This window comes from Variovorax sp. R-27 (assembly GCF_049913215.1).
Lineage (GTDB): Bacteria > Pseudomonadota > Gammaproteobacteria > Burkholderiales > Burkholderiaceae_C > Variovorax.
The window spans coordinates 1,971,283-1,992,665 of record NZ_CP183984.1; the positions used below are offsets into that span (position 1 = coordinate 1,971,283).

Annotated in this window: 24 protein-coding genes and 4 tRNA genes; 22 read left to right on the forward strand and 6 right to left on the reverse strand. The window is 66.0% G+C overall.

Annotation, left to right across the window (positions count from 1 at the left end):
* The first annotated feature begins 2 nt into the window (after positions 1–2).
* From ACN9MV_RS08895 to ACN9MV_RS08965, 15 genes are read left to right on the forward strand one after another with little or no spacing between them, the layout of a single operon-like run.
* Positions 3–815, forward strand: coding sequence for a cyclase family protein (locus tag ACN9MV_RS08895; protein WP_093049750.1), 813 nt, complete (start codon positions 3–5; stop codon positions 813–815).
* Entirely contained in the window at positions 812–1,543 is a 732-nt protein-coding gene (locus tag ACN9MV_RS08900) for an SDR family oxidoreductase (RefSeq protein WP_093075480.1), read from the forward strand. The genes ACN9MV_RS08895 and ACN9MV_RS08900 overlap by 4 nt, the downstream gene beginning before the upstream one ends.
* Positions 1,544–1,592: 49 nt before the next feature.
* Complete coding sequence (locus tag ACN9MV_RS08905; RefSeq protein WP_097199744.1) at positions 1,593–2,759, forward strand: ABC transporter substrate-binding protein; 1,167 nt, start codon at positions 1,593–1,595, stop codon at positions 2,757–2,759.
* A gap of 1 nt (position 2,760) precedes the next feature.
* The gene (locus tag ACN9MV_RS08910; protein WP_093049760.1) at positions 2,761–3,906 is read left to right on the forward strand and encodes an ABC transporter substrate-binding protein; all 1,146 of its coding nucleotides are present in this window, start codon (positions 2,761–2,763) and stop codon (positions 3,904–3,906) included.
* 28 nt (positions 3,907–3,934) lie between these two features.
* Positions 3,935–5,260: an aromatic ring-hydroxylating dioxygenase subunit alpha gene (locus ACN9MV_RS08915; protein ID WP_426391869.1), complete on the forward strand. Its 1,326-nt coding sequence runs from the start codon at positions 3,935–3,937 to the stop codon at positions 5,258–5,260.
* On the forward strand, positions 5,257–5,721 hold the full coding sequence (locus tag ACN9MV_RS08920) for an aromatic-ring-hydroxylating dioxygenase subunit beta (RefSeq protein WP_093075471.1): 465 nt from the start codon (positions 5,257–5,259) through the stop codon (positions 5,719–5,721). The genes ACN9MV_RS08915 and ACN9MV_RS08920 overlap by 4 nt, the downstream gene beginning before the upstream one ends.
* Positions 5,722–5,765: 44 nt before the next feature.
* A complete protein-coding gene (locus ACN9MV_RS08925) occupies positions 5,766–6,929 on the forward strand; it encodes an ABC transporter substrate-binding protein (protein WP_093049770.1) in 1,164 nt (387 codons plus the stop codon).
* Positions 6,930–6,963: 34 nt separating this feature from the next.
* A complete protein-coding gene (locus ACN9MV_RS08930) occupies positions 6,964–8,019 on the forward strand; it encodes a branched-chain amino acid ABC transporter permease (protein ID WP_093049773.1) in 1,056 nt (351 codons plus the stop codon).
* A complete protein-coding gene (locus ACN9MV_RS08935) occupies positions 8,016–9,806 on the forward strand; it encodes an ATP-binding cassette domain-containing protein (RefSeq protein WP_426391870.1) in 1,791 nt (596 codons plus the stop codon). The genes ACN9MV_RS08930 and ACN9MV_RS08935 overlap by 4 nt, the downstream gene beginning before the upstream one ends.
* Positions 9,803–10,534, forward strand: a complete 732-nt coding sequence (locus ACN9MV_RS08940) for an ABC transporter ATP-binding protein (RefSeq protein ID WP_007831224.1) — start codon at positions 9,803–9,805, stop codon at positions 10,532–10,534. Before ACN9MV_RS08935 ends, ACN9MV_RS08940 begins: the two co-directional genes overlap by 4 nt.
* Complete coding sequence (locus ACN9MV_RS08945) at positions 10,524–12,113, forward strand: ATP-dependent acyl-CoA ligase (protein ID WP_426391871.1); 1,590 nt, start codon at positions 10,524–10,526, stop codon at positions 12,111–12,113. Before ACN9MV_RS08940 ends, ACN9MV_RS08945 begins: the two co-directional genes overlap by 11 nt.
* Positions 12,114–12,123: 10 nt before the next feature.
* Entirely contained in the window at positions 12,124–12,873 is a 750-nt protein-coding gene (locus ACN9MV_RS08950) for an SDR family NAD(P)-dependent oxidoreductase (RefSeq protein WP_426391872.1), read from the forward strand.
* Positions 12,874–12,926: 53 nt separating this feature from the next.
* Complete coding sequence (locus ACN9MV_RS08955; RefSeq protein WP_307615797.1) at positions 12,927–13,703, forward strand: SDR family NAD(P)-dependent oxidoreductase; 777 nt, start codon at positions 12,927–12,929, stop codon at positions 13,701–13,703.
* Positions 13,700–14,233: a MarR family winged helix-turn-helix transcriptional regulator gene (locus ACN9MV_RS08960; RefSeq protein WP_093172033.1), complete on the forward strand. Its 534-nt coding sequence runs from the start codon at positions 13,700–13,702 to the stop codon at positions 14,231–14,233. Before ACN9MV_RS08955 ends, ACN9MV_RS08960 begins: the two co-directional genes overlap by 4 nt.
* 2 nt (positions 14,234–14,235) lie before the next feature.
* The gene (locus ACN9MV_RS08965) at positions 14,236–14,697 is read left to right on the forward strand and encodes an acyl-CoA thioesterase (RefSeq protein WP_426391873.1); all 462 of its coding nucleotides are present in this window, start codon (positions 14,236–14,238) and stop codon (positions 14,695–14,697) included.
* A gap of 7 nt (positions 14,698–14,704) precedes the next feature.
* Here ACN9MV_RS08965 and ACN9MV_RS08970 read toward each other — a convergent pair whose 3' ends face one another.
* On the reverse strand, positions 14,705–15,097 hold the full coding sequence (locus ACN9MV_RS08970; RefSeq protein ID WP_426391874.1) for a hypothetical protein: 393 nt from the start codon (positions 15,095–15,097) through the stop codon (positions 14,705–14,707).
* 723 nt (positions 15,098–15,820) lie between these two features.
* On the opposite strand from ACN9MV_RS08970, the gene ACN9MV_RS08975 reads away from it, so the two are divergent.
* The 4 genes from ACN9MV_RS08975 (at position 15,821) to ACN9MV_RS08990 (ending at position 16,859) form a co-directional block, all read left to right on the forward strand.
* Positions 15,821–15,897: transfer RNA gene (locus tag ACN9MV_RS08975), tRNA-Arg, on the forward strand.
* 41 nt (positions 15,898–15,938) lie between these two features.
* On the forward strand, positions 15,939–16,145 hold the full coding sequence (locus ACN9MV_RS08980) for a short-chain dehydrogenase (RefSeq protein WP_093049839.1): 207 nt from the start codon (positions 15,939–15,941) through the stop codon (positions 16,143–16,145).
* Positions 16,146–16,170: 25 nt separating this feature from the next.
* Positions 16,171–16,244 (forward strand) — tRNA-His (locus ACN9MV_RS08985).
* A 51-nt stretch (positions 16,245–16,295) separates the two neighbouring features.
* Entirely contained in the window at positions 16,296–16,859 is a 564-nt protein-coding gene (locus ACN9MV_RS08990; protein ID WP_426391875.1) for an HNH endonuclease, read from the forward strand.
* Between the two features lie 88 nt (positions 16,860–16,947).
* Here the strand turns inward: ACN9MV_RS08990 and ACN9MV_RS08995 are convergent, their stop codons facing one another.
* On the reverse strand, positions 16,948–17,118 hold the full coding sequence (locus tag ACN9MV_RS08995) for a hypothetical protein (RefSeq protein ID WP_176928697.1): 171 nt from the start codon (positions 17,116–17,118) through the stop codon (positions 16,948–16,950).
* 274 nt (positions 17,119–17,392) lie between these two features.
* On the opposite strand from ACN9MV_RS08995, the gene ACN9MV_RS09000 reads away from it, so the two are divergent.
* Complete coding sequence (locus ACN9MV_RS09000) at positions 17,393–17,803, forward strand: hypothetical protein (protein ID WP_426391876.1); 411 nt, start codon at positions 17,393–17,395, stop codon at positions 17,801–17,803.
* Positions 17,804–17,830: 27 nt separating this feature from the next.
* On the opposite strand, the gene ACN9MV_RS09005 is transcribed toward ACN9MV_RS09000, so the two are convergent.
* Together ACN9MV_RS09005 and ACN9MV_RS09010 are read right to left on the reverse strand one after the other, a co-directional pair.
* Positions 17,831–18,649, reverse strand: coding sequence for an SDR family NAD(P)-dependent oxidoreductase (locus tag ACN9MV_RS09005; protein WP_426391877.1), 819 nt, complete (start codon positions 18,647–18,649; stop codon positions 17,831–17,833).
* Positions 18,650–18,662: 13 nt separating this feature from the next.
* Positions 18,663–19,289 carry an MSMEG_1061 family FMN-dependent PPOX-type flavoprotein gene (locus ACN9MV_RS09010; RefSeq protein ID WP_426393155.1) on the reverse strand — a complete coding sequence of 209 codons (627 nt, stop codon included), beginning with the start codon at positions 19,287–19,289 and terminating at the stop codon, positions 18,663–18,665.
* Positions 19,290–19,418: 129 nt separating this feature from the next.
* Between ACN9MV_RS09010 and ACN9MV_RS09015 the strand changes: the two genes are divergently transcribed.
* Positions 19,419–20,198 carry an AraC family transcriptional regulator gene (locus ACN9MV_RS09015; RefSeq protein ID WP_426391878.1) on the forward strand — a complete coding sequence of 260 codons (780 nt, stop codon included), beginning with the start codon at positions 19,419–19,421 and terminating at the stop codon, positions 20,196–20,198.
* A gap of 67 nt (positions 20,199–20,265) precedes the next feature.
* Here the strand turns inward: ACN9MV_RS09015 and ACN9MV_RS09020 are convergent.
* Positions 20,266–20,341: transfer RNA gene (locus ACN9MV_RS09020), tRNA-Lys, on the reverse strand.
* A 142-nt stretch (positions 20,342–20,483) separates the two neighbouring features.
* Between ACN9MV_RS09020 and ACN9MV_RS09025 the strand changes: the two genes are divergently transcribed.
* Complete coding sequence (locus ACN9MV_RS09025; RefSeq protein WP_426391879.1) at positions 20,484–21,191, forward strand: SDR family NAD(P)-dependent oxidoreductase; 708 nt, start codon at positions 20,484–20,486, stop codon at positions 21,189–21,191.
* A gap of 52 nt (positions 21,192–21,243) precedes the next feature.
* Here ACN9MV_RS09025 and ACN9MV_RS09030 read toward each other — a convergent pair.
* A tRNA-Ala gene (locus ACN9MV_RS09030) sits at positions 21,244–21,319 on the reverse strand.
* Positions 21,320–21,383: the final 64 nt, after the last annotated feature.

Below are 21,383 nucleotides of genomic sequence, written 5' to 3' on the forward strand. Positions count from 1 at the left end.
GAATGACCACGACAACCGAACTGATGTCCGCCGCCGAAATCCTCGGCGGCCTGGTGACCGCGATGGCCAGTGGCCGCATCCGCGTGATCGACCTCACGCAGACGCTCACGCCCGAGTTCCCGCAGATCGCGCTACCGCCCGAGATGGGCCAATGCTGGCCCTTCCGCATCGAGGAAGTGTCGAAGTACGACGAGCGTGGCCCGGGCTGGTACTGGAACAACTTTTCCTGCGGCGAACATACCGGCACGCACTTCGACGCGCCGATCCACTGGATCTCGGGCCGCGACCTGCCGAACAACTCGGTCGACACCATTCCCGTACAGCACTTCGTGGCGCCGGCCTGCGTGATCGATTGTTCGGCCGATGTGCAGTCGAACGACGACTACCTGCTGAGCGTGGCCGACATCGAGCGCTACGAGGCGGCGCATGGCCGCATTCCGAAGGGCGCGTGGGTGCTGATGCGCACCGACTGGTCCAAGCGCAGCGACCCCGAGGCCTACCAGAACTTCGACGAAACCGGCCAGCACACGCCGGGCCCGAGCACCGAGGCCGTGCGCTTCCTGGTCGAGCAGCGCGACGTGCTGGGCTTCGGCTCCGAAGCCATCGGCACCGACGCGGGGCAGGGCTATCACCTGCGGCCACCGTATCCGTGCCACTACTACATGCACGGCGCGGGCCGCTACGGGCTGCAGTGCCTGAGCAACCTCGACCTGCTGCCACCGGCCGGCGCGGTGCTGATCTGCCCGCCGCTGAAGATCGAAAAGGGCAGCGGCAGCCCGCTGCGCGTGCTGGCCCTGGTGGGAGCCTCGGCATGAGCGCGGCGCCCAAGGTCGCGGCCGTCACCGGTGGCAGCGCCGGCATCGGCAAGGCGATCTGCGAGGACCTGCTCGCGCAGGGCTACGAGGTGGTGTCGCTCGCGCGCCGCAAGGCCGAGATCGACCACCCGAAGCTGCATAGCATCGAGGTCGACCTGAGCGACCGCGCCGCCACGGGCGAGGCGGTGCGCGAACTGGTCGAACGCTTCGCGCCGACCACCATCGTCCACAACGCAGGCGTCATCCGCGCCGCGCTGTTGCCCGAAGTGAAGCTCGACGACCTCGACGCACTGGTCGACCTGCACCTGGGCTGTGCCATTCAGCTCGTGCAAGGTGCGCTACCCGCGATGCGTGCGCAGCGCTTCGGCCGCGTGGTGCTGCTGTCGTCACGCGCCGCGCTAGGGCTGGCCACGCGCACCAGCTACTCGGCCACCAAGGCCGGCATGCTGGGCATGGCGCGCACCTGGGCGCTGGAGCTTGCCGCTGACGGCATCACGGTGAACGTGGTGGCGCCGGGGCCGATCCGTACCGACATGTTCTACGACGTGGTCGAGGCCGGCAGCGAGAAGGAACGAGCGCTTGCAGCCTCGGTTCCCGTCAAGCGCCTCGGTGAATCGGCCGATGTGGCACGCGCCGTGCGTTTCTTCGCCGATGCCGAGAACAGCTTCGTCACGGGCCAGGTGCTGTATGTGTGCGGCGGCACCAGCGTCGGAAGTCTCGCCCTCTGAGTTTTTTGCTTTCCTCACGTTCATCCAAAACCACCTCTGGAGCCTCGCCATGAAAGTCCTGAACCGAATTCGCACACTCGCGGCCATTGCCGCGGGCCTCGGCGCGCTGAGCGCCGCGGGCGCGTGGGCCGCCGATCTCAAGGTCGGCTTCATCACTTCGATGTCGGGGCCGGTGTCGTCGCTCGGCATTCCGTACGACAAGGGCATGAAGGCGGCAGTCGCCTACAAGTCGGAGGTCGCAGGCCGCAAGGTCCAGGTGATCCAGCTCGACGATGCGTCAGACCCGTCCACGGCCGCACGCAATGCGCGCAAGCTGATCGAGGAAGACAAGGTCGACGTCATCATCGGCACGGCCGGAGCGCCGGGCTCGCTGGCCATTGCCGGCGTGGCGCGTGAAACCAAGACCCCGCTGATCTCCATCGCCAATGCCGACTTGGCCGGCGAAGAGGGCGCATGGATGGTGACGCTGCCGCAGCCCGCGCCGCTGATGATGGGCGCGATGGTCGAGAAGATGAAGCAGGCCGGCGTGAAGACGGTGGCCTACATCGGCTACTCCGACGCCTGGGGCGACCTGGTGTACGACGCGCTCATGAAGTCGGCGCCCACGGCAGGCATCAAGGTGGTGTCGAACGAGCGTTATGCGCGCAGCGATTCGTCGGTGGCCGGCCAGGTGCTGAAGATCGTGGCGCTGCGCCCCGACGCGGTGATCACCGGTGCGTCGGGAACGCCCGGTGCGTTGCCGTACCTCGCGCTGACCGAGCGCGGCTACAAGGGAAAGATCTACGGCATGCATTCGCTGATCAACCCCGACTTCATCCGCGTTGGTGGCCCGTCGGTCGAAGGCCTGCTGGCGCCCACGGGCCCGGTGGTGGTGGCCGAGCAGCTGCCCGACAACAACCCGATGAAGAAGATCGCGATGGACTTCCGCGCCGCCTACCAGAAGGCCAACGGCGCAGCGCCCACCGACACCTTCTCGGCCTACAGCTTCGATGCGTGGCTGATCTATCTCGACGCTGCGCAACGCGCGTTGGCCAGCAAGGCTGAGCCTGGCACTCCGCAATTCCGGCTGGCGCTGCGTGATGCCATCGTGAGCACCAAGGAGCTGGTGGGCACGCATTCGGTCTACAACTTCAAGCCGACCGACCGCTATGGTTCGGATGACCGCTCGCGCGTTGTCGTGAAGCTCGAAAAGGGTCAATGGAAGCTGGTGCCCTGAGATGAAGAACAAGCTAACCCACATTCTTGGCGCAACAGCGCTTGCGCTGGCAGCTTCGCAGGCCATGGCGGCTGACCTGAAGATCGGCTTCATCAGCTCGCTCTCGGGCCCCGTGGCCGCGCTCGGGATTCCTTACGAAAAGGGCATCCGGGCCGCCATTGCCGAGCACCCGGAGATTGCCGGTCGCAAGGTACAGCTGATCGTGCTCGACGACGCTTCTGATCCCACCACAGCCGGGCGCAACGCACGCAAGCTGGTGACCGAAGACAAGGTCGACGTGCTCATCGGAACCTCCGGCGTGCCAGGCGCCATGGCCATCGCAGCGGTGGCCAGGGAACTGAACACGCCATTGATCTCGCCCACGCCGGTCACCATCGCCGGCCCCGAGGGCGCGTGGACGGTGACGGTGTCGCAGCCGTTCCCGCTCATGGTCGCTGGCGTGGTCGAGCGCATGAAGAAGTCGGGCGTGAAGACGGTGGCCTTCATCGGCTTCTCGGACGCACTGGGTGACCTGGCCTACGACTCGCTGGTGAAGAGCGCCGACGCCGCCGGCATCAAGGTGGTGGCGAACGAGCGCTATGCGCGCAGCGATTCGTCCGTGGCCGGGCAGGTTCTGAAGATTGTCGCGTCGCGGCCTGATGCAGTGTTCGCCGGCAACTCGGGCACGCCCGGCGCGCTGCCCTACATCGCGCTGGCCGAGCGTGGCTACAAGGGCAAGATCTACGGCACGCACGGCCTCATCAACGCCGACTTCGTGCGCGTGGGCGGCGCTTCCATCGAAGGCCTGCAGGTGCCCAGCGGACCGGTGCTGGTGGCCGACCAGTTGCCCGACAGCAACCCGATCAAGAAGGTGTCGATGGGCTTTCGCAACGCCTACCAGAAGGTCAATGGCGCGGTGCCGACGGATGCCTTCTCGTCGTACACCTACGACGCCTACCTGCTGCTGGCCGATGCGGCCTCGCGCACCAAGGGCGAGCCAGGCACGCCGCAGTACCGCACGGCGCTGCGCGACGCCATCGTGAGCACGAAGGAGCTGGTGGGCACGCACGGCATCTACACCTTCAAGCCCGACGACCGCTATGGCTCCGACCAGCGCGGCGTGGTCATCGTGCAGATGACAAAGGGCCAGTGGAAGCTGGTTCCGTAGTTTCCGCCGAACCACCGAGCACATCGCCATGACCATCTATCGCAACCGCCCCGATCTCGTCGCGGCGCTGGTGCAGGACGACCGGGTGCACCGCGACCTGTACCTCAGCGAGGAGCTTTTCGCGCTGGAACAGGAGAACCTGTTCGCCAACACCTGGGTCTTCCTCGGCCACGCGAGCCAGGTGCCCGAGGCCGGCGACTTCGTCACGCAGGACATCGCGGGACGGCCGCTGCTGATGGTGCGCCAGCCCGATGGCGATGTGCACGTGCTCTACAACCGTTGCGCCCACAAGGGTACGCAACTGGTGACGGATGAGAGCGGCAACACCGGCCGGTTCTTCCGCTGCCCGTACCACGCGTGGACCTACAAGCTCGACGGCGCGCCGCTCGGGCTGCCGCTGAAGAACGGCTACGAGGGCACGCAGCTCAAGGCCTGCGAATCGGGGCAGGGGCTGTCGGTGGTGAAGCACGTGAAGGTGTACCGCGACTTCGTGTTCGTGCGGTTGTCTGACACCGGGCCTTCGTTCGAGGACTACTTCGGCGAGGTGCTGGGCGCCATCGACAACATGGTCGACCGCTCGCCCGAAGGCAGGCTGACAGTGGGTGGAGGTGTGCTGCGCAACATCGTCCACTGCAACTGGAAGATGTACCTGGAGAACATCAACGACACGGTGCACCCGATGTCGACGCACGAGTCGGCTACCAAGGCGGCCGAGGCGCTGTGGGAAGGCCATGCGCCCACGGACCCCAAGCCGATGGCGATGGAGCAGATATTGCCCTTCGGCTCGGGCTACGAGTTCTTCGACAAGATGGGCGGCCGCGTGTTCGCCAACGGGCACAGCGTGCTGGGGGTGAACTTCAGCATCCACTCCAACTACGCGCAGTTGCCCGAGTACGAAGCCGCGATGCGCGCCGCGCACGGCGAGGCGCGGGCCACCGAGATATTGCAGCGCTCGCCGCAGAACTCGGTCTTCTATCCGAGCCTGTCGGTCAAGGGCTCGCCGCAGGCCGTTCGCGTGATTCGCCCGCTGGCGGCCAACCGCACGCTTATCGAGGCCTGGAGCTTCCGCGCGGCGGGCGCGCCCGCGCTGCTGTTCGAGCGTGCCATGAGCTACAACCGCCTCGTGTTCTCGCCGATGTCGGTGGTCGCGCACGACGACGTGCACCTGTTCGAGAGCATCCAGCAGGGCCTGCGCGCCGGCGGCAACGAGTGGGTAAGCCTGCACCGCAACTACGACCCGGCCGAGACGCAGCAAACCACGGTCACCACCAACGGCACCAACGAACTGCTGATGCGCAACCAGTTCCGCGCCTGGGCGAAGTCCATGGCGGCGGGCATGGAGGCTGCGGCATGACGGACCCGCGCGATTTCGTCGCCCATGAGGCGGCGCTGCTCGACGAGCGGCGGCTCGATGACTGGTTGGCCCTGTTCGCCGAAGACGGCCACTACTGGGTGCCGCTGCTCGGTGCGGCGCAGGCCGACCCGTTCTCGCACAACTCGCTGGCCTATGAAGACCGGCTGCTGCTGCAGCTGCGCGTCGACCGCCTCAAGAACCCGCGCGCGCATTCGCAGCATCCTGCGAGCCACAGCCAGCATGTGCTGCAGCCTTCTCGCATCGAGCGCGAGGAGGGCGATGAAGCATGGCTGCGCACGCCGTTCCTCTACGTCGAGGCGCGCGGCGAAGACCAGATCCTGCTGAGCGGCACCGCCCGCCATCACCTTGTTCGCACCTCCACCGGCTGGCTGATCCGCGAGAAGCGCGTCGACCTGCTCAACGCCCCGCGCGCGTTGCCGGCCATCCAGTTGTTCATCTGAGTTACCCACCTGTCCATTCCAACAATCCTCACCGGAGCTACGACATGAAGAGCCTGATGCAGATCCTGACGCGCGGCACCCTCGCCGCGGCGCTGACCGCCTGTGGCATAGCGAGCGCGTTCGCGGCCGACCTCAAGGTCGGCCTCAGCGTGTCGCTGTCGGGGCCGAACTCCTCGCTGGGCGTGCCCTATGCCAAGGGCATGCAGGCCGCGCTGGCCTACAAGGGCGAGGTGAACGGCCGCAAGATCCAGTTGGTCGTTCTTGATGATGGCTCCGACCCGACCACGGCCGGGCGCAACGCGCGCAAGCTGATCGAGGAAGAGAAGGTCGACGTGCTCATGGGCACATCGGGCGTGCCGGCCGCCATTGCGATGGCGCAGGTGGGCAAGGAAGCGAAGACGCCGATGATCGGCCTCACGCCCATCCTGCTCGACCCCAACGAGAACCCTTGGGTGATGACGGTGGCGCAGCCGACGCAGTTGATGATCGACGCGGTCGTCGAGCGCATGAAGCGCAACAACGTGAAGACCGTGGGATACATCGGCTTTTCCGACGCCTGGGGCGACCTGGTCTACGACGCGCTGATGAAGGCCGCGCCCGGCGCAGGTATCAAGGTGGTGAGCAACGAGCGCTATGCGCGTGCCGACGCCTCGGTGACGGGGCAGGTGCTGAAGATCGTGGCGCTGCGGCCCGACGCGGTGATGACCGGCGGCGCCGGCACGCCGGGGGCGCTGCCGTTTCTCGCGCTGCAGGAGCGCGGCTTCAAGGGCGGCGTGTACGGCCAGCACGGCCTGATCAACCCCGACTTCGTGCGCGTGGTCGGCGCGGCCGGCCAGAACGCGCTGATGCCCACCGGCCCGGTGATCGTGGCCGAGCAATTGCCGGACAGCTACCCGACCAAGAAGATCGCGACCGACTTCCGCGCCGTGTTCCAGAAGGTCAACAACGCACCGACCAGCGACGCCTTTTCGGCCTACTCGTTCGACGGCTGGCTGGTGTTCGTCGATGCCGCCTCGCGCGCCATGAAGAAGGCGGAGCCAGGCACGCCCGAGTTCCGCGTGGCGCTGCGCGATGCCATCTTCAGCACGAAGGAAGTGGTGGGCACGCACGGCGTCTACACCTTCAAGCCCGGCAGTCTCTACGGCGTGGACGAACGCGCCCGCGTGATCGTCAAGCTCGACAACGGCCAATGGAAGCTCGCACCTTGAACCTCTCGCCTTTGTCTTTCCGGAGGGCCGCGCGATGACATGGGACGTGGCGCTGATTCTCCTCACCGACGGCCTGGCCAACGGGGCCGTCTATCTGCTGGCCGGGCTGGGGCTGGTGTTGATCTTTTCCGTCACGCGGGTGGTGTTCGTGCCGTTCGGCGACATCGCGGCCTTTGCGGCCCTGTCGCTCGCGGCCTTCGAAACCGACCGAGTGCCACCGACCATCGGCATGGTCGCGGTGCTGGCCGCACTGGCCCTGGCCACCGAGATCGGCAGCCTACTGCGTCGCGGCGAGGCCGCGCGCATTCCGAAGGCGGTGCTGATGTGGGGTGTGCTGCCCGCCATTCCGTGCGTGCTCGCATGGCTGGCGGCGCGGCCGGGCGTGCCGGTGGCGGTGCACATCGCGGTGGCGGTGCTGCTGGTGGTGCCCATCGCGCCGCTGCTGGCGCGGGTGGTGTTCCAGCCGATCGCGGATGCATCGGTGCTGGTGCTGCTGATCGTGTCGCTGGCGCTGCACTTTTTGCTGTCGGGGCTGGGCCTGCTGTTCTTCGGACCCGAGGGTTCGCGCACCACGCCGCTGACCAGCGCCGTGTTCACGCTGGGTGATGGCTTCACGGTCAGCGGGCAGGTGGTGTTGATGGTGGGAGCGGCCATCGTGTTGAGCGGGCTGTTCTTCCTGGTGTTCGAGCGCACGGTGGCAGGCAAGGCGCTGCGCGCCACGGCCGTGAACCGGGTGGGCGCGCGGCTGGTCGGTATCCGGCCGGTGCGCACGGCGCTGCTGGCGTACGGCTGCGCCTCGCTGCTGGCGGGGCTGATCGGCGTGCTGATCGCTCCTGTGACGACGATGTATTACGACTCGGGCTTCATCATCGGCCTGAAGGCTTTCGTGGCCGCGATCATCGGCGGGCTCGTGAGCTACCCGATGACGGCCATTGGCGCGCTCGCGGTTGGCGTGGTGGAGAGCTTTGCCTCGTTCTGGAGCGGTGCGCTGAAAGACGTGATCGTGTTCAGCCTGCTGATTCCGGTGCTCATGCTGCGGTCTTTCATGGCCACGCATGCCGAAGAGGAAGAAGACGAGGTGGACCAATGAACGCCAACCGCAACAAGCACCGGGCGTGGATCGCCGGGCTCGTCGTCGTGCTGGCACTGGTGCCGGTGCTGGCGGGCAGCTTCACCGTTTCGCTGCTCAACGACATCGGCATCGGCGCGCTGGTGGCGCTGGGCCTTGTGCTGCTCACGGGCGTGGGCGGCGCCACATCGTTTGGGCAGGCGGCCTTCGTGGGCATCGCGGCTTATGCCACGGCGTGGCTCACGACCACGCAGGGCATGTCGCCCTGGATCGGGCTGCTGTTCGCGCTGCTGCTCACGGGGCTGTCGGCGCTTGCCATCGGCATGCTCACACTGCGGCTCGGCGGGCACTTTCTGCCGTTGAGCACCATCGCTTGGGGGCTGTCGATCGCGATGCTGTTCGGCAACGTCGATGCGCTCGGTCGGCACACGGGGCTGTCGAACATTCCGGCGCTGCAGGTCGCGGGCTGGTCGCTGGCCGACCCGCGCGCGATGTACTACCTGATCTGGGTGGTCGTCGGTCTGGCCTGCCTGTTCAGCCACAACCTGCTGCAGTCGCGGCCGGGTCGCGCGATTCGCGGACTGCGCGGCGGTGCGACGCTGCTGGCGAGCGTGGGGGCGGATGCGTACCGCGTGCGGCTGTCGCTGTTCGTCACAGCCGCGCTGTTCGCGGGGCTGGCGGGCTGGCTCTATGCGCACATGAACCGCTTCGTGAGCCCGTCGCCCTTCGACGTGCGCGCCAGCATCGAGTACCTGCTGATGGCGGTGGCCGGCGGTCTCGGTCAGTTGGGTGGTGCGCTGGTTGGCGCCGCGCTGGTGCTGGTGCTGAAGAACGGCCTGCAAGACGTGCTGCCGATGCTCACGCAACGCGCCGGCCAGCTGGAGGCCGTGGCCTTCGCCGCGCTGTTCATTCTGCTGCTGCACTTTGCGCGCGGCGGCGTGATGGGCCTGCTGCGCCGCTGGACGCGCCGTCGTGGCGGTTCGCAAGGGCCGTCGCGCCACGAGGCGCCGCCGGTCGAACCGTTGCCGCATCGCACGCTGCCCGAACGCGGCTCGCAGGTGTTGTCGGTGAATGGTGCGGTCAAGCGTTTCGGCGGGCTGGTTGCGGTGAACGACGTGAGCTTCGACGTGAAGGCCGGCGAGATCGTCGGGCTGATCGGGCCCAACGGTGCAGGCAAGTCGACCATGTTCAACCTGCTGACCTGCACGCTGCCGATGAGCGCAGGCCAGGTGCGCTTCCTGGACCACGACATCGCGGGCATGCCGCAGCGCGAGGTGGCGCGGCTGGGGTTGGCGCGCACCTTCCAGCACGTGAAGCTGCGCCCGCACATGAGCCTGCTGGACAACGTGGCGTTGGGTGCGCACTCGCGCACGCGCTCGGGCATCCTGAAGGCGGGGCTGCGGCTCGATCGCACGGAGGAAAGCCAGATCCTGCAGGAGGCGCAGCGCCAGCTCGACCGCATCGGCCTGGGCGACCGCGCGCACGAACTGGCGGGCAGCCTGCCGCTGGGCACGCAGCGCATCCTGGAAATTGCGCGCGCTCTGGCCGCCGACCCCGTGCTGCTGGTGCTCGACGAGCCGGCTGCCGGCCTGCGCCGCAAGGAAAAGATGGCACTCGGCGATTTGCTGCGCAAGCTGCGCGAGGAGGGCGTGACCATCCTCATCGTCGAACACGACATGGACTTCGTGATGAAACTGGTGGACCGGCTGGTGGTGATGAACTTCGGCTCCAAGCTCGTGGAGGGCGTGCCGTCGGCGGTGCGCGCGGACGAGCGTGTGCAGGCGGCTTACCTGGGGAGCGTTGTATGACCGCGATGCTGGAGATCGGCGATCTGCATGTGTCGTACGGGCAGGTCGAGGCGGTGCGCGGAGTGTCGCTCGACTTGCAGCCGGGCCAGATCATTTCGGTGATCGGGCCGAACGGCGCGGGCAAGACCACGCTGCTGGCCGCGGCCATGGGCCTGCTGCCCTGCAAGGGCACGCTGCGCTTCGAAGGCGAAGACCTGCAGGGATTGGACGTGGAAGCGCGCGTGGAGCGCGGCCTGTGCCTCGTGCCCGAGAAGCGCGAGCTGTTCGGCGAGCTCACCGTGCTCGACAACCTGCAGCTCGGTGCGTACGCCAAGCGGCTGCGCGGCGATGCAATGAAGAAGCGGCTGCAGTCGGTGTACGACCGCTTTCCGCGGCTGGCGGAACGGCGCTCGCAGCGCGCGGACACGCTGTCGGGTGGCGAACGGCAGATGCTGGCGGTGGGGCGCGCGCTGATGTCGGCGCCGCGCCTGCTGATGCTCGACGAGCCCAGCCTCGGGCTGGCGCCGCTGATCGTGCGCGACATTCTGACCATCGTGCGCAAGCTGCGGGAAGACGGCGTGTCGATCCTGCTGGTGGAGCAGAACGCGCGCGCCGCGCTCGAAAGCTCGGACGAGGGCTATGTGCTGGAGACGGGCGAGATTGCGCTGTCGGGTGCTTCGGCCGAGCTGGCCAGCGACCCGCGGGTGCAGGCCACCTACCTCGGCGGAGGCACGCACGATGACGAGTGACCCGCGCGCCGTACCGCCCGCCCTGCGCACGCTGCCGGCGATACTGCGGCGGCAGGCCGGGCTGTTCGGCTCGCGTGCGTTGCTGCGGATCGCGGGGAGCGAGTGGACGCATGGCGATGCGGCGCGGGCTGCGGCTGTGCGTGCTGGGGCATTGGCGGCGGCTGGCGTGGTACGCGGCGACCGTATTGCGGTGATGTGCGGAAACCGTGTCGAGTTTCTCGAAAGCTTTCTCGGTGCAGGCTGGTTGGGGGCATCGATGGTGCCGGTCAACACGGCGTCGATGGGGCCGCAGATCGAATACTTCCTGGCGAACAGCGAGGCGAAGTTGCTGGTGATCGAGGCGGGCTTCCTGGAGCGGCTCGCGACGGCAGACCTGACGCGCACTGCGTTGCGCGAGGTCTGGGTGGTTGGGGAAGCTGCATCCAATGCGTGGCGAGCGCCTGAAGGTGTGCGCGTCGTGGCGTATCCCGAGGGCGGGGAGCCCGTTGATCCGGCTGCGGTGCAGCCCGGCGACCCGCTCGCGATCCTCTACACCTCCGGCACCACGGGGCCGGCCAAGGGTGTGATCTGCCCGCATGCGCAGTATTTCTGGTGGGGCGTGAACAGCGCTGAAGTGCTCGGCGTCGGCGCCGACGACGTGCTGTGCACCACGCTGCCGCTCTTTCACATCAACGCGCTCAACACCTTCGTGCAGGCCGCGCTGACGGGCGCACAAGTGGTGTTCGAGTCGCGCTTCTCGGCCTCGGGCTTCTGGCCGACGATGCGCTCGAGCGGGGCGACGGTGGTGTATCTGCTGGGCGCGATGGTGCCGATCCTGCTCGCGCAGCCGGAAGGCCCTGGGGAGCGCGACCACCGCGTGCGCATCGGGCTGGGGCCCGGCGTGCCGTCTGCCGCAGGCGCTGCGTTCAAGGCGCGCACAGGCGTGTCGCTGCTCGAAGGCTACGGTTCGACGGAAACCAATTTCGCCATCGCCACCACGCCCGATTCGCCGCGCGGCGGTGTCATGGGCTGGCTGCGCCCGGGCTTCCAGGCGCGCGTGGCCGATGAAGACGACGTGACGCTGCCGCCCGGCGAAGCGGGCGAACTGCTGCTGCGCGCGGATGAGCCGTATGCCTTCGCGAGCGGCTACTTCAACATGCCGGAGAAGACAGTCGAGGCTTGGCGCAATCTCTGGTTTCACACCGGTGACCGTGTGGTGCGCGATGCCGACGGCGCATTCCGCTTTGTCGACCGCATCAAGGACGCGATCCGCCGGCGTGGCGAGAACATCTCCTCGTTCGAGGTCGAGCAGGTGCTGCTGAGCCACCCGGGCGTGGCCTCGTGCGCGGTGTACCCGGTGCGCTCCGAGCTGGCCGAAGACGAGGTGATGGCCGCGCTGGTGGCGCGCGAGGGCGTGTCGATCGATCCCGCCGAGCTTGCGCGCTTTTGCGAAGGGCGCCTGCCGTACTTCGCCGTGCCGCGATACATCGACCTGCTGGCCGACTTGCCGCGCACCGAGAACGGCAAGGTGCAGAAGTTCAAGCTGCGTGAGCGCGGTGTCGGGCCGCAGACCTGGGACGGACGGCCCGCCAGGGCCTGAGGCGAATCGCATGACGAGCGCAGTGCTGCTCCCGCTTTCCGGCCGCGTGGCGTTCGTGACGGGTGCGGGGCAGGGGCTGGGAGCGGCCATCGCGCGAGGGCTGGCGGAAGCCGGGGCGCGCGTGGCCCTGGCCGACATCGAGCTTGCGAATGCCGAAGCCGTTGCGGCGGAGGTCGGCGGGCTCGCCTTGCAACTCGATGTGCGCGACGAGGCGGCGTTCTCCGCTTGCTTCGACAAGGCGGTTGCACATTTCGGCGCTGTCGACGTCATGGTCAACAACGCGGCGCGCACGCCGACCGTATCGCTCTGGGACATCACACCTGAAGAGTGGGACGACGTGCTCGCCGTCAACCTGCGTGGCAGCTTCTTCGGCTGTCGCATTGCCGGGCGGCACATGCGTGAGCGCGGCGCGGGGCGCATCGTCAACCTGACTTCGATGGCGGGGCAGCAGGCCAGCACGGCGACCGGCGCGCACTACGCAGCGAGCAAGGCCGGACTGCTGGCGCTGACGCGATCGTTCGCGCAGGAACTGGCGCCGCACGGCGTGACGGTGAATGCGCTGGCCCCTGCGGCGATCCGCAGCCCGGCGCTCGACGCCATGGAGCCTGCGAAGCAGTGGGTGCTGCGGGCGGGCATTCCCCTCGGCCGCTTCGGATTGCCAGAGGAGGTGGCCGCGGCGGTGGTCTATCTGGTTTCGCCGGCAGCAGCCTTCATGACGGGCACCACGCTGGACCTAAACGGCGGCCGTTTCATGCGCTGACAACTCGGGCCGGCTCACTCCGTTAAAATGATTCAGAACTAAAACATTCAGGTATGCAATCAAATTCACTCACTGGCCGCCACGCACTCGTCACGGGTGCGGCACGCGGCATCGGCGCCGAGATCGCCCGCACCCTGGCAGCCGAGGGCGCCGTCCTGACGCTGCTGGGCCGTGACCGTGAGGCGCTGCAGCGCGTGGCCGATTCGCTCGCGGGCGGCGGGCATGGCGTCGTGGCCGCCGACGTGGCAAGCCCCGAGGCTGTGCAGGCGGCGTTCGCCGAGGCCCGCGCTGCGCGAGGCCCGGTCGCCGTGCTCGTCAACAACGCCGGCGCGGCCGAAAGTGCGCCCTTCCTCAAGACGTCGTTCGAGCTCTGGCAGCGGATGCTGTCGGTCAACCTCACCGGCAGCTTTCTGTGCGCGCAGGCGGCACTGCCCGACATGCTCGACACCGGCTGGGGCCGCATCGTCAACATCGCCAGCACGGCGGGGCAGAAGGGCTACGCCTATGTGGCGGCCTATACCGCGGCCAAGCATGGCGTGATCGGGCTCACGCGCTCGCTGGCGCTCGAGGTGGCGCGCAAGGGCATCACGGTGAATGCCGTGTGTCCGGGCTACACCGACACCGACATCCTGCGCAACAGCGTCGCCAATGTGGTCGGCAAGACCGGGCGCAGCGAGGCCGACGCGCTGGCGGAGTTTTCCAGCGTCAATCCGCAGAAGCGGATCGTGCAGCCGTCCGAGGTGGCCGATGCCGTGCGCTGGCTGTGCGGGCCCGGTGCAGCGTCGGTCACCGGGCAGTCCATCTCGGTTTCGGGGGGAGAAGTGACATGACACGCAACAACGATGCCTCGCACGCCGCGCTGAGCGATGCGGAAGAACTGGGCCACGAAGCCCGCGCGGGCCACGAGGACCACGCGATGCTCAAGCTGTGGCTGCGCATGCTGGCCAGCACCACGCAGATCGAGGCCGAGATCCGGCGCCGGCTGCGCGAGCGCTTCGGCATCTCGCTGGCGCGCTTCGACTACATGGCGCAGCTCTACCGCTACGAGGATGGGCTCAAGATGCGCGTGCTGTCGCGCTACCTGATGGTGACCGGCGGCAACGTCACGGGCCTGACGGATGAGCTCGAACGCGAAGGCATGGTGGCGCGCGCGCCCAGCCCCGACGACCGCCGCGCGTGGATCGTGAGCCTCACGCCCACGGGGCGCCGCACCTTCGAGACGATGGCGAGCGAGCACGAGCAGTGGATCCTCGAGATGTTCTCGGGGCTCGACATGAAGACGGTCAAGCAGATGCACACGCAGCTGGGCCTGCTGCGCGTGCATGTGATGCGCGGCGAGCCTTCGGGCGAGGAGAGCTGAGGATGAGCGACGACACGCACGTCGATCTGGCGGCCGCGAGCAATGAGTTCCGCAGGCCGCGGCTGATCCGGTTTTCGGATTGCGATCCGGCGGGCATCGTTTTCTATCCGCAGTACTTCGTGATGCTCAACGGGCTGATCGAGGATTGGGTCAATGAAGGCTTGGGGCTCAGCTACCACGGCCTGGTGGCGCAGCGCCGCATCGGCTTGCCGACCGTGAAGCTCGATGTCGATTTCCGCGCCGTGAGCCGCATGGGCGACCAGGTGCTCCTCGGGCTCACGGTGCAGCGGCTGGGCTCGCGTTCGATGACGTTGGCTGTGCGCTGCTTCAGCGCCGAGACGGGCGAAGTGCGCATGCAGATGACACAGGTGATCGTGACGACTTCGCTCGAAACGCATCGCGCCGTCGCCATTCCGGACGACATGCGCGTGGCCATCCTGCGCAACGCGCCCGAACTGGGCTGATCCTTGTTCAGGGCGCGGGCTCGTTGCCGGCAGCGTCCTGCGTGCGCTTCTTCAGCCAGCCGCTGAGCTCTTTCTTGCCCTTGGCATTGGCCGTGCGCCATGCCTCGCGCGCGGCGGCAATGAAGCGTTCTTCTGCTGCATCGGGCACCTCGGAGGGGCGATCTTCCTTGTCGAGCCAGCCCGGCTCCACGTTGCAGTGCCGTTCGATCTGCCGTGCCAGGTTGTCGCCGATGGGCCGGGAACTCTTGATCTGGCTCCACATGCTGGGGGAGATTTCGATCTTCTTCGCAAACGCCTGGTCCAGCCCCTTGGCAGGCAGGCCCGCGGCAACGGCCTCTTCGAGAAAGCGGCGGTGCAGCGCGAGAGCATTGCGGCGGCGCGCGACGGTGATATTGGGCACTGTTCAAAAACAACAACAAGACAAAAAAAGATTGTCCCGGTTGTTGACGCAGTCGTAAACACTATTTACAGTTGCCCTCAATCGCGGCCCAAAGCCGTACCTTTTTTCCAACCCTTTACAGCCGACAGCGGCAATTTTTGACTCAGGAACCATCGTGAACACCGCATTGAACCTCACCAGCATTCGACCCGCCTCGGGCCGATCGCTCGTGCGCGTCTGGGCGTGTGGTGGTTTCGATGGCATGCCGTCGTTCCGACTGAATCAGCACCAGAGCCACGTGTATTCCACAAAAGCTGCAGCCAGCCTGCGCGTTGGAAAAGTCGAGGATCAGGTGCTACCGGGTGGAGGTTGCGCATAGGCGCACACCTTCCAAGCTCTCTCATGCAGAGGCCCGGACACCGCAAGGTTCCGGGCCTTTTTGTTTTTGGCTTCTTGTTTGCCATTTCGGGTGTGCCTTCACCACACCGCCAGAGCCCACCGCGTAGACGGTCTGGCGGGATGTGCAGGAATTGATCACTCCTGTGCAGCGACGTCGTACGGGGCAGTGCCCAGCGCGCTGTCCGTCGCGTGAGGACACAACCGAAATGGAAAGCGGGCCACCGCTTTTTTGAACAACACCGAACCCGAGCGGGACCGGGCCATTGCAGATGGCCCTCCCGCGGAAACCGGCCGCAAAGATTGGGCGGCGCCGGAACTCGTAACCGGACACTTTTTGTTTTTCGACCCGCGTTAGCTCAATGGATCAGAGCACTTGCCTACGAAGCAAGGGGTTGCACGTTCGAGTCGTGCACGTGGGGCCATTTCTTTCTTTGTTCAGCTGTCACACAACCAAGGAGTCACCATGCGCAAGCGCAACACCCCGATCCGGATGATCACCGTGCGCCCGGCACAACCACGCAAGCGCATGGTGCTGGCCCTGGCCCAACGCTTCGGCATCGTGACCGATGCACGTCGCGCGAACGAATGCGCGCCGACGTCGCCGGGCCGAGAGGCACCACTCGAAGGCCTCGATCTCGACCAGCGCGTGCGCGCGGTCGGCGAGTGGTGAGTCGGCTGCTCGTCTTTTTCTTATGGTGTACGTAGCTCAACGGCAGAGCCGCGGGTTGTGGTCCCGCTGACGACGGTTCGATTCCGTTCGTGCACCCCATGGTTTCATTTCATTCAACCTCACAACCATCGCCGCAAAAGGAGGCGAGTCATGCACCCTCACGTCCTGCAACTCGATATTCAGGGCACGCCGCAAGCCTGGATTTCGCTGGAGCAGGCGGTGTTGCACTACGCGACCGGCTCGGTCGCATGGGAAGACGGCGACCTGCCGCTGGCCACGCTGCGTGGCGGCTTCAATGTGGCGCGCGGTGTGCAGTCGCGCGTCGAAGTGGCGCCGATCATCGCGCTGCGCGGTGCGTCGAAGATCAACCTCTTCGACGTGATTCCGAGCGTCACCAAGAGCAAGCTGCTGCGCCGCGACCGTCACACCTGCGCCTACTGCGCGGGCGTGTTCCACGAGCGCGACCTGCAATGCGAGCACGTGCTGCCCGAATCGCGCGGAGGCCCATGGACCTGGACCAACCTCGTGAGCGCATGCGCGGTCTGCAACAACCGCAAGGCCGCGCGCACGCCGGAGGAAGCAGGCATGTCGCTGGTCTATCTGCCTTATGTGCCGAGCCGCTATGAGAACTTTCTGCTTGAAGGCCGCAACATTCGTGCGGACGTGCACGAGTGGCTGGCCAAGCGGCTGCCCAAGGGCTCGCGGCTTCAGTAAGGGCAGGGCTGTGACCTTGACCCATGCCCATGAAAAAAGCCCGCTGTCTTCCGGACGGCGGGCTTTTGTTTGTGCGGGGGATCGGTGGTCAGCGCCCGAAGAAGCGGTAGGCGATCAGGCCTGCGGCCGCCAAGCCACCCACGACCGCGAGGATCACCTTGGTGGCACGACCGGAACCGCGCTTCGAGCGCGGCCAGTGATCTGGCCCGATCAGGTCGATGGGGACGGTGGGTTTGCCTATGTCGGACGCCTTTTCCATGGGAGGAAATATAGCTCACGCCCGAAGCGTGGTCCGAGGCAGGTCACATTCTGTGGCCTCCGAACATCGTCACCGGCCCTGGCCGCGGCCGGACAAAAAAATACCCGCATGAGCGGGCCGAACGAGCTTTTTGGCTTCGAAGTTGATATCCCTGTGTCTCTTGTTGTTGTGATGCGTGACAGCAGGTACAAGATGCCATGCCCAATGGGTGTCTTTTGCAGGTCGGGGCCGAAGCAGGTTGCAAGTGATAGGCAAAACCGTGAAATATTCCCGTATGAACAAAGAAATCATTCTTGAAAGTTTGACGCGCGCGCTGGAGAGCTGGGTTCGCAATGCTTCTGCAGCGCAACTCTGGCACGTGCATCAAGCGGGCGGCCTCGCGGCCTCCATCGAGGCGGACGATGAGGTCGTGCAGGTGCGCATCGTCCTCGGCGGCGCGCGAGACGCCTTGTCGGACGTCGGCAAGACCGATGGGCGACTGCCCGTCACCGAGGCTTTTCTCGGCAGTTCGGCATGGGGTGCGCCGCCGGCACAAGGAAGCCCGGAGCGCGAGCAATGGTTCCTGTCGAGCGAACTGGCGCAGACACACGCACGCCAGTATCTGATGGCCGAGGTGGGTGAGCGGCGCGATCTGCTCGAGCGCTGTGTCGACGACTGGATCGCGCGGCAGGGAGTCGCTTCCTGATAGTCCGGCTCACCGGCGGTCCGCAGGTCAGCCTTGTGCTCCCTCGGACACGGCAGCCCAGGCTTCCCAGGTCGACATGCGTTGCGAATAGGCCTGCTTCGCGGCAGGCAAGCAGGCCTTTCCGAGAAAGAGTCGCAGCGGCGGTTCCTCTGCGTCGACTACAGCGAGGATCGCCGCAGTCGTGGCAACCGGATTGCCTAGCGCTCGGGTGGCGCTGAGGGCCTTGATCTTCTGGCGCAGCCCCTCGTAGACCTGCATCGGCTCAGCGCTGATGGCCGAGGCTCCTCGCCAGTCCGTGTCGTAGCCGCCGGGCTCGACGAGCGTCACCTTGATGCCGAAGGCCCCGACTTCCGATGCGAGCGTCTCCACGAGTCCCTCGACGGCCCATTTGGTTGCGTTGTAGACCCCGGCAGTGGGGAAGGTGATGATCCCCGCCACGCTCGAGGTCACCAGGATGTGCCCTGCGCCTTGCGCCCTCAGGTGGGGAAGCGCTGCCTGAATGACCCAGAGAGTTCCGAAGAGGTTGGTCTCGAACTGCGCACGCGCCTGTGGTTCGCTGCTTTCCTCGATGGTGCCGAACAACGCATAGCCGGCATTGCTGGCGATGACGTCGAGTCGGCCGAAACGGGCAATCGCCGCGTCCATCGCTGCGAATACTGCGTCGCGATCCGTGACGTCGAGAGTCACCGGGAGGATGGCGTCGCCGTACTTCGCCACCAGCGGCTGTAGTGCCTCCATGGAGCGGGCTGCTGCCACGACCTTGTCGCCGCGTTCCAGCGCCGCCTGTGCCCATGCGCGTCCGAGTCCTCGAGACGAGCCTGTGATGAACCAAACCTTGGATGTCATGTATTGCTCCGTGTTAGTACAAATCGTGTTTGACCGCGTCCTGGTACTTCGCATCAAGGACCGACGCAGAGACGTCGTTCAGCTCTGCAAGTGCGACCAGCACCGTCCCGACCGTTGGCAGGGAGTTGCGATCCAGGAGCGCGGTGGGATCCCACAGCCGCGCGCGATTGACGGCCTTGCCGCAGTGGAACAAGGCTTCCTCGACCGTGACCACAACGGCGGCTTTGGGATGCTTGCCTCGCTCGACAAGCCTGCCAAGCAGATCCGGCGATGTGGAGATGTGCCCATGGCCATTGATGCGCATGAACACATCCAGCCCGGGAAAGAGAAAGAGCATTGCAACCCTGTCGTCGTCCTGCAGATTTTTCAGTGACTCGATGCGGTTGTTGCCGGGCCAATCCGCGAACGTGAGCGTCTGGGCATCGAGCATGTGCACGAAGCCAGGCGGACCGCCGCGCGGAGAAGCGTCGAGGCCCGAACTCTCGCGCCCCGTCGCAAGGCAGAAGAACGTCGCGGCTTCAAGGTAGGGGCGGTGGTACTCGGTCAGTCTGCGAGACACCGCCTTCTGGATCATCGGGGATGGCTCGGCGTACAGCTCGCCGAGTGCAACGACGTTGCGTTCTCTTGCTCTATCTTCCATGTCGGCACTGTCGGGAAGGATGTCTTGGGCTTGCATGGCGGTCATCTGCTCTGAAGTGTTGGATCGATGCTAGGTTTTTGGACCTGGCGTTGCTATGCTGTTCAGGCCATTCAATAGCTCATTTGCGCCATGTCCTCGACAACCCAGCAGCCTGACCTTGCGGACCTGAAAGATGGCGCCGCGGGGCCGTTGGCGATCGTTGTTTCCCAATGCGTCGAAGGGAGTTCGCTGGTGGAGCCTCACAGCCACGGACGAGGGCAGCTCCTTGGTGTTTGGCGAGGCCTGCTGACGCTTGGCACGGAGTTCGGCAAATGGCTCGTGCCGAACGTGCACGCGGTGTGGATACCGCCCGGGCAACTGCACTGGGCGAGCGCGCACGGACAGGTCGACACGTGGAGCATCTACATTCAGAGCGGTGCAGGTGAGGGGCTGCCTGAACGACCGGCGACGCTTCGTATCTCGGCCCTGTTGCGCGAGACAGTGCGGCGGCTTGAAAGTCTCAACAGCGAGCCTGCTGGAGCGATGCGAGGTTTGCTCGAACTCGTCGTGGTCAACGAGATCAGGTCCTTGCCGATCGAAGAGCTCAGCCTGCCGATGCCGACAAGCCCATCGCTGATGAAGATCGCGCAAGAGCTCCTGGCGCAGCCCGCTGACGATCGTTCGTTGGACGCCTGGGCCGGGTTGGCGAATATTTCGCCTCGCACGCTGAACCGTCGCTTTCCCTTGGAGACCGGATACAGCCTTGGAACATGGCGGCAGCGTGCGCGCTTGCTGCGTGGGTTGGAGCTCCTGGCTGAGGGACGCTCCGTCACGACCGTTGCCCTCGAGCTCGGCTACAGCAACATCAGTGCGTTCATTGCCTTGTTCAAGCGCACGTTTGGTGCCACTCCCACTCAGTACATGCGGTAGCAGCCACAATGAAAAACGCCCGCTACCTTGTGAGTAGCGGGCGTTCCAGCGATGACGCGATGTTGGTTGGTGGGCCCTGAGTGACTCGAACACTCGACCTACGGATTAAGAGTCCGCTGCTCTACCAACTGAGCTAAGAGCCCTTGCGTTGAAAACGTTTGGTGTTTTCTGGCAAGACCACGAGTATATCCCAGAATTTCTGCCCGTCCAAAAAATTTGTAGGTCGCGGCGTTAGGATTCGCCTCTACCGACGGGGGCACGGCCCTCTCAACCAGGAGAACTTCGATGAGCGACGCCAACACCACGCCCCATGTCTTGATCACCGGCGCCGCAGGCGCACTGGGCCGTGCCGTGGCTCAGCACTTCATCGACCAGGGCGCGCGCCTTGCGCTGGTCGATCACCATGCGGGTCGTCTTGCGGAGGTCTTCCCGGGCCTCGACAACTCGCAGCATCTTTTGTTGGCGGGCGACGTGACTTCCGCGTCCGAGATGGCAGCCCTCGCGGAGCAGGCGCTCAAGTCTTTCGGTCGCATCGACACGCTGGTCCACATCGCAGGCGGCTTCGAGATGGGCGAGGCGACGCATGCGCTCTCGCGCGCGAGTTGGGACCGGATGATGAATCTCAACGCATGGTCGTTCGTGGCGGTGACGCAGGCTGTGCTGCCCTCGATGATCGAGCGACGCGCAGGCAGCGTCATCGCCGTGACGGCGAAGGTCGCGGCGCGCGGCGTGCCGGCCATGGCCGCGTACATCGCTTCGAAGAGTGCGCTGCAGCGCCTGGTGGAAGCCATGGCCGCAGAGGCGGCGCCGCATGGCGTCAACATCAACAGCGTGGCGCCGAGCGTGCTCGACACGCCGGCCAACCGGCAGGCGATGCCTGACGCGAATCCGGCTGACTGGGTGTCGACCTCGGTCGCCGCGCAGACGATCGGCTTCCTTGCATCGCCGGGCGCCGCGGCGCTGCACGGCCAGCATCTGACGCTCGATACCTGAGCCGGAAAAAAGAAAAGGCCCTGGCGGATGCCAAGGCCTTTTCTGTATTGGTTGGTGGAGAGGATGAGGATCGAACTCACGACCTCCGCATTGCGAACGCGGCGCTCTCCCAGCTGAGCTACCCCCCCAACGCAAGGCGAATTTTAACCGGAACTCCTGTTTTGGCGCACCCTGCCGTGCCAAGATGCGCGC